9 protein-coding genes are annotated in these 6,621 nt (G+C 58.5%); 6 read left to right on the top strand and 3 right to left on the bottom strand.

The window, feature by feature from the left end:
• Positions 1–466 precede the first annotated feature (466 nt).
• From D769_RS05600 to D769_RS05575, 6 genes are all read left to right on the top strand, one after another.
• Entirely contained in the window at positions 467–775 is a 309-nt protein-coding gene (locus tag D769_RS05600) for a hypothetical protein (protein WP_008642900.1), read from the top strand.
• Between the two features lie 98 nt (positions 776–873).
• Entirely contained in the window at positions 874–1,302 is a 429-nt protein-coding gene (locus D769_RS05595; RefSeq protein ID WP_008642899.1) for a hypothetical protein, read from the top strand.
• Between the two features lie 6 nt (positions 1,303–1,308).
• Positions 1,309–2,097, top strand: coding sequence for a hypothetical protein (locus D769_RS05590; protein ID WP_008642898.1), 789 nt, complete (start codon positions 1,309–1,311; stop codon positions 2,095–2,097).
• Between the two features lie 12 nt (positions 2,098–2,109).
• Complete coding sequence (locus D769_RS05585) at positions 2,110–2,667, top strand: single-stranded DNA-binding protein (RefSeq protein WP_008642897.1); 558 nt, start codon at positions 2,110–2,112, stop codon at positions 2,665–2,667.
• Positions 2,668–2,901: 234 nt separating this feature from the next.
• Complete coding sequence (locus D769_RS05580; RefSeq protein ID WP_241227840.1) at positions 2,902–3,978, top strand: primase-helicase zinc-binding domain-containing protein; 1,077 nt, start codon at positions 2,902–2,904, stop codon at positions 3,976–3,978.
• Between the two features lie 103 nt (positions 3,979–4,081).
• On the top strand, positions 4,082–4,294 hold the full coding sequence (locus D769_RS05575; protein WP_008642895.1) for a hypothetical protein: 213 nt from the start codon (positions 4,082–4,084) through the stop codon (positions 4,292–4,294).
• A 72-nt stretch (positions 4,295–4,366) separates the two neighbouring features.
• On the opposite strand, the gene D769_RS32905 is transcribed toward D769_RS05575, so the two are convergent.
• The 3 genes from D769_RS32905 to D769_RS05565 all read right to left on the bottom strand — a co-directional run bounded on the left by D769_RS32905 (position 4,367) and on the right by D769_RS05565 (position 6,002).
• Positions 4,367–4,498, bottom strand: a complete 132-nt coding sequence (locus D769_RS32905) for a hypothetical protein (protein WP_008642894.1) — start codon at positions 4,496–4,498, stop codon at positions 4,367–4,369.
• 68 nt (positions 4,499–4,566) lie between these two features.
• Entirely contained in the window at positions 4,567–4,998 is a 432-nt protein-coding gene (locus D769_RS30630; protein WP_152414934.1) for a hypothetical protein, read from the bottom strand.
• Between the two features lie 5 nt (positions 4,999–5,003).
• A complete protein-coding gene (locus D769_RS05565; RefSeq protein WP_008642892.1) occupies positions 5,004–6,002 on the bottom strand; it encodes a PRTRC system protein D in 999 nt (332 codons plus the stop codon).
• Positions 6,003–6,621 lie beyond the last annotated feature (619 nt).

The following is a 6,621-nucleotide window of genomic DNA, read 5'->3' as shown; positions in this document are numbered from 1 at the left end:
TCGCTGCCGGTATTTCAGCAGCCTGCTAAGGGTGTCTTATCGGGACGGCGGAGTCGTGCTTGTAGGGACTTACCCCTATGGTAAGGGGCCCATTTAAGCAGAAGTTAATACAGAGTTAAAAAAAAGTAACTTCAGGTGCGCGGCGAGCCGGCACCGGGAATTTCTGAGCACGCTCATCGTAAAAAACCAGAAAGGCGGGGGTTTTTCGTGAGCTTTCTCAGTGTTTTGGCGGCGCTTTGCCCATAGCATCAGATTCATCTCCGCGTCATTGACGCATCGACTTGCACCGCGTAGCCCCTTCGGTGCCATATCACTGACCGCTCCCAATCTCAGCGTGCTTACGCCATGCCACCGAGCATGCCGCAAGCGCGTTGCGCCCGCCATCGGATTCCTTGCTCTTCGAGCATCGAATAATCGCCCGGCATCTGCCAGGAAATCCCACTTTTAACGTTTCTCGAGAGAAACCATGGAATCCTTCGCTAATAATCTGATCAAGCGCCCGCTCAAGCTTCTCGCTCTGGCTATGGTGTTGTATCTGGCTTCACAGTCCTTCATCGTCGGTTTGTTCGTTGCAGTCGTCGGATTCTTCTACCTGAAGGAGAAGGCGATCCAGTGGAGCAAGGTCGTACCGGCAGCGCCCAAGGTTTCGATGCCCGATGCTTCAGCAAAGCCGCAAGCGACCGCTGAGCAGCCGGTGCGGCCACCCGAGAAGCAGTACGAACGCTCGGCCGTGGTCACGCCCATTCGTCGCACCGGAACGCACGATCGTTCCTAATCACTAGCCGCCCTCCCTTGGGCGGCCTCATTCCATCTGTCGCGGGTATCCGATACCCGCCGGCAGGTGGGTCTCCGGATGCCTGTCCGGAGACCATCATGGACACAAACACAGCGGGATGGCAGCTGGACTTCTTCGGTGAAGCGGCCGCTATCGTTGTCTCGCCTCCCAAGGTTGACCCTTTGCCTGATCCCTCGCATTGGAGCGAGGCGGTACGAGAGAAGATGGTCGACGCGTTGATCAGCCTGGCATGCGACAGCCGGCGCGGCGACAACATGCCTGAATCACTGATTGACTGCGCAGAACTCCTGCGCGCTCGCATCCGAAGGAAGCCGCTCGATCATGAGGAGTACTGCATGACGCTCGGTTGGATTTTTGCATATTGGGACGGAGCGCTTCCCTATACATACGTCTGCGCAGTGTGTGGCGTGAGCCCCGAAGTGCTGCAAGACGTTGTCCTCAACAATGCCCGACTGAAAGCCGATCTCGATGAGGTCCGGCACCAGTGCTGTGGTTCACTCCTCTGAAATCTCATGTCGCTGTTCAAATTCATTAAGCAGACGACGGCTGCCATTCTGGGGCAGAACGCCGTTAGCGCAGAGCAGGCGGCACACGTCGCTGTGGGTACGGGCGCGGATAACGAATACGAGATCTTCATCAGCGGCGTGCCCCATCTCTTCCGTGACGAAGGTGACTGCGTTGTCCATTTTCGCGCGGAATTCGATCGCCTGATCCAGCACACAGCGTTCGGCTCAAAGCTGCTACCTGAGGTGTTTCCTCGTTGGACCAAGGTACGCGTCTACGACGAAAAGGGAGTAACTCCCAAATCGGTCGCCGAAGCAGTGATGCGTGAGGCCAAACATCAACCGATGCATTCGTCACCGCCGGTGGATCACAAAGCCGCCGGAGCTAAGCGAGATGGCGTTGCCATGTCGGATCGCGGGCCAGGCTCAGCCAATGCACATTCCTCGCATACCACACCGCGCGCAGAAGCATCGTCAGCTGACTACACCGTTGGAACGCTTATCGAATGGGGCGAGATGGATTTCCCAAATCGAAGGCCTGGCGGCAAGCGAACCTATACGTCGTTTGCCGTGAAGCTTGACACCAACAATGGTGTCAAGACGCTGCAAGGCGAAGGTCTCAAGGACGTCCTGGCGGATGCGCGCTGCAAAGCTGGTGAGCGCGTTGGCATTAAACGCCTCTATAAGGAGAAGGTTCCTGCTTTTGACCAGGCGACTGGTCGGCCCATCTTCGAGAGGGGCACGCAAAAGCAGCAACTTTGGGACCGTTGGGTCTGGTCCATTAACCGTATTCATTGACAAGGAAGCAACATGGCATCCGTAAATAAAGTCATCCTCGTGGGCAACCTCGGGGCCGATCCTGAAACCCGCTACATGCCGAGCGGTGACGCTGTTACCAACATTCGCCTCGCAACCACAGATCGCTACAAGGACAAACAGTCCGGTGAGTTCAAGGAAGCGACCGAATGGCATCGAATTGCATTCTTCGGGAAGCTGGCGGAGATCGCTGGCCAGTATCTGAAAAAGGGTTCATCCGTCTACATCGAGGGCCGAATCCGTACTCGCAAATGGCAGGACCAGTCCGGCCAGGACAAGTACAGCACCGAAATCGTTGCCGACCAGATGCAGATGCTGGGCGCCCGTCAGGGCGGACAGTCCGGCAGCGGCGACGATGGCTTCGACGAAGGCGGCAATGCTGGTCAGCGCACCGACGGTTCCACGCATGGACATCGCCAGTCGCAACGGCAAGCTAGCCAGCAGCCGACCGGGGGTTACGCCGGAGGCGGCGCGCAGCGTGATGGATTCGAAGACGACGAAATCCCGTTTCTGCGTCCTCTGGCGCTCGATGGGATTCCGTTCCGACGCTAAAACAGCCGCAGCAAGGCATCGAAATTTCAATTTGCAGCTGCTACCGGGTTCCCGGTAGCAGCTGCACCTTCCTTCCGTTGTCGGCGATTCACTGCCGCGCCGCTGATTCTTCCGTCTCCCTCGAAGCGTCATGCTGAAAAGACCTTCTGGCTACATGCCGGGATGTCCTTTGAGCAAGCGTTCCTTCGCCTGTCTCAGGCATCGACAAACCTACTCCACCTGGAGTTCATCCCTATGAAACTGAAAGATCTGAGCGTGATTGTTGCGAGTTGGGAATCCCGTCAGTGGGATGCCTTCATTGCGGAGTATTTGCCAGCAGGCGTCCTGACGGATGCGTTCTGGAGCGGCCGCCCTTGCCCTTGCCCCATATGCGGAGGTAAAGATCGGTTCACCTACACCCGTAACCGCGGCCGCGGAGATTGGGTGTGTCGCAAATGCAATAACGGTAGTCCTAGTGGTGGCGACGGTCTCGAACTGGTCCGCCGCTACACTAACATGTCCTACTTCGAGTTGAAGTGTCGGCTCAATGGTGCGGCGCCGCCGGCGCCCTTGCAATTGACTGTCCGACCCGTGCCGACGCGTAAGCCGCTTGATTCGGCGGCGAAGCTGCGCAGGATCGAGCAGCAGTGGGCTGCAGCTTCGTGCCTGTCTCCTGGCGACCACGCGATGCAGTACCTGGCCGCCCGCGTTCCTGGGCTGCGTGCGCCTCGGCCCCAGTCGTTGAGATTGGCCGTGCAGGAGTACTGGCACGAGAAGAAGTTGGTCGGGCAATTCCCGACGATCGTCGCGCAGTTCACGCTGCCCGACGGCCGCATGGCAACCGTGCATCGGACATCGTTGGATCCCCGTCGTCCTGAGAAGGCCATGGTGATCGACGCGGAGGGGGAGATTCTTCCCTCGAAGCGTAACGACGTGTCGGCGCTTCCCCCGGCCGGTGGCGCGGTGCGCCTGATGGCGCCGCGCAATGGCGAGCTGGGCATTGCCGAAGGGCTGGAAACGGCCTATGCCGCGTACATGCAGTTTGGTGTGCCGACGTGGTACTGCCTGAATCGTGTCCTGCTCAGCCAGTTCGTTGTACCAGACGGCCTTGGCATTGAGACTGTCCACATCTTTGCGGACTTCGATGCTGTTGACGAGAAAACGGGCAAATCACCCGGCGTGGCGGACGCTCTGGCGCTTCAAAAACGCTTGCGTCAGGCCGGCTACAAGGTGGTGCTTCACCGACCCAAGGTCCGGGGCACTGATTTTTGCGATGAATGGCGCACGGTTTATCAGTTGCGCCAGATGTCTAACCAGGCGGTAGCCGCCTAACTTCATACCGCCTTTCAAGGCGGCTCACTTTCAACCTCTGCCCCGTGGGTCTGTCCCACGTGGGCGGAACTCCCACTGTGGCAGGATCTCCCAGGAGAATGCAATGCCGCAAAAGGGTTTCACCGCGATCGTTAACAAGCTCCATATCCACGCCATGCGTCGCACGTTGACTCGCGAGGTGCAGGCTAACCAGTCGGAGGCGCAGTTCTTCCACGTCTATCGACGGGAGGCGTCTGGCGACTTCACGTTGGTCGAGAAAGGTCTTTCGTTCGACTCGGCCATGGATTTTTGCCTTTCGCCTACGACGGTCCACTGACTACGTCCCATCCCATTCAACACAAAGCCCGGCAACCGCCGGGCTTTTTTCATTTCTGCGTGGTTATTTTTGTCAGGCTGGCTTGCGCGCCTTGAAGCCGCGATAGCACGCGACGGCCGCTTCCAGCACGCAGTAGCAGATGACTGCGGCGAACACGAAGCGATTGATATCGTGGTTCGTGGAAAGGTAGTCAAAGAATTTCATCGAAACTCTCCGTTGATTGAGATCTATATTGCCACATTCGCGTTGCAGTCAAGGCCGTTCGGTCGGCATCAGAAGAAGCGGTCCATTGCGCTGTTGAGGCTGTCGACATCGAGTGCCATCATAGTAGTAGCGTCGCCGCTACCGTCGACCGGCAGTGGCAGGGGCACGGGGGCAGTCGGCGGCCGACTTTCCGCCGCGACCTGCTCGCTCGTTTCCTCAAGCTCGGGCGGAACTTCGGCCATCGGTGGTGCGCCGGTGTCGTTGCCATCCGGAATCCGCGCCCGACTAGAGGGAGGGGGCGCGATCGCTGTCAGCATTGCCTGGGAGCTGGGCGGTAAACTCGCCCCAGCGTTGAGGGAGCGGACGTACTCGGCGCCGAATTCCGCAAGGCGCCGGAATACCTCAGCGCGCAGTCGGGCGTCGCCGATTGCCGCTAGCTGTGCGAATAGCTGCGGCGTGGTCAGCGGGTTGAGCACCACCTTGATTGCGAGCTTGTCCATTCCGATCATCCGCGTGATTGCCGAGCGCTTCCGATATCAAAGAAGCCGTTCACGTTGGCAAAGCATGGAGACTTAATTGCGAAGATCTGTGAGCGTGGGAAAGCCGCACGGATGGCGGGCGAGTAAAGCGCACTGCCCCCGCCCGTCAAGACGATGGCACCGATATCCTCGCTCCGGCCGACACGCGTTTGCATCTCTTTAACGGCCGTGTGACATTGCGCGCGGGCGACTTCGAGATAGGGGAGCAGATCGATAGTCTTGTCGTAGAAGCGCATCGGCTTGCCGTCGCGCAGTGCCTTGTCGATACGTTCAATGCCGGTGACTGGCTCTCCCTCGTCTGCAGAGATCAGGCTGGCGACTTGCTGGTAGATCCGGGATGACCCGCCAGGTACGCCACCGCTGCGGCTATCGTCCATCAGGAATCCACGGGCAACGACCCAATCCGTAGTGAAGTACCCGACGTCGACGATCAGGCACGTTTCGTCACTGTCCAACCCCTTGCCTGATTGCCGCATGAAGGTAACGAGGGAGCCAAGCGGCTGTGGCAGGGCAACAACCTTGTCGATGGTGACCTGGCCCGTACCATAGTCGTGCGTACCGGAGAACCGTTCCTGGAGGGCACCGGAGTACTTCTGAAGGGTGTGGACGGGAAGCCCCAGCATCAGCTGTCCAATTTGCTGGGCATTGGCGTAGTGCAGGGCTCCGAACAGCAACGCTGCGTACTCGGGCGTGGTGACGAAGTCCTCAGACAGGGTGCGGCCAGTGTTTCCGTAGGCGGAAGTAATCGAAACATCTGGGCCGACCTCATACACCGCGCCGTCAATGGTGATATGGGCGACATCTCGTCTCTTGAAATAGCCGCCGCCATGGGTGCTCAGGTTAGAAGGCGAACCCGCCGGCGCAAGCGACGGAAACATTTGGTTCGCGACTTCCGCGCCAATGGGGAATGCGGATTTTGTGTTGCCGTATCCGACGTCAACTGCCCCGGTGCTGATGGAACCCATTTGAAACTCCTGTTGTTAGGTTGAAGATTGGAACAGATTCCTGTCACGTAGCTGTTAGCAATGTGTGAGCAGGTGTCATGGCTCTGTGCGTTGGAGTTAGATCGCTGTCAATGTGCTGTTAGGGAGCTAACACTTCGGCTCAGAAGTTCTTCCCAATCTACCTGCTAGTTTTGGAAGTCAAGGCAGCGAAAGCTCGCCAAAACACCGAGGATTTCATTGCGACGGGTTCGGCCTTTGGTTTATGCTGACGCCACCTACCGCGTCCCCGACGCATCGACCCCGCCGCCATCTGCGCGGCACATATGACCTCCGATTCTTCCTTGCGAAGGGTCCCTGCGAGGCCCGCTGTTCACGCCGGAGATTGAACCGGCTTTTTTTTCAATCAAATCAAGTGGACCGTGTCGGATAGTGAGGACACCGGACACCGCGATACCAAGCCGATTGGCGGTCTGTTTGTGAAAATAGACCGTAGTGCGGACAATTCCGAAGCCGGACACCGGACAGGTGCTCTGTGGAATTTCCGCGTATGCCCGACACCCTTACAGCCGCGTGGCTGGGTGCGGATCACGAAGCCCGACACACTGCGGCGGGGATGATCTGACTTTGGGGTGGGGAGCTG

Origin of the sequence: Cupriavidus sp. HMR-1, assembly GCF_000319775.1 — a bacterium.
GTDB classification, from domain to species: domain Bacteria; phylum Pseudomonadota; class Gammaproteobacteria; order Burkholderiales; family Burkholderiaceae; genus Cupriavidus; species Cupriavidus metallidurans.
This window is presented reverse-complemented; position numbering and strand designations above follow the sequence as displayed.

Bases quoted from the DNA above. Each gene is read 5' to 3' on its own strand.
- D769_RS05585 (WP_008642897.1), top strand. From the start codon at position 2,110: ATGGCATCCGTAAATAAAGTCATCCTCGTGGGCAACCTCGGGGCCGAT.
- D769_RS05575 (WP_008642895.1), top strand. From the start codon at position 4,082: ATGCCGCAAAAGGGTTTCACCGCGATCGTTAACAAGCTCCATATCCAC.
- D769_RS05580 (WP_241227840.1), top strand. From the start codon at position 2,902: ATGAAACTGAAAGATCTGAGCGTGATTGTTGCGAGTTGGGAATCCCGT.
- D769_RS05600 (WP_008642900.1), top strand. From the start codon at position 467: ATGGAATCCTTCGCTAATAATCTGATCAAGCGCCCGCTCAAGCTTCTC.
- D769_RS32905 (WP_008642894.1), bottom strand. From the start codon at position 4,498: ATGAAATTCTTTGACTACCTTTCCACGAACCACGATATCAATCGCTTC.
- D769_RS05590 (WP_008642898.1), top strand. From the start codon at position 1,309: ATGTCGCTGTTCAAATTCATTAAGCAGACGACGGCTGCCATTCTGGGG.
- D769_RS05565 (WP_008642892.1), bottom strand. From the start codon at position 6,002: ATGGGTTCCATCAGCACCGGGGCAGTTGACGTCGGATACGGCAACACA.
- D769_RS05595 (WP_008642899.1), top strand. From the start codon at position 874: ATGGACACAAACACAGCGGGATGGCAGCTGGACTTCTTCGGTGAAGCG.
- D769_RS30630 (WP_152414934.1), bottom strand. From the start codon at position 4,998: ATGGACAAGCTCGCAATCAAGGTGGTGCTCAACCCGCTGACCACGCCG.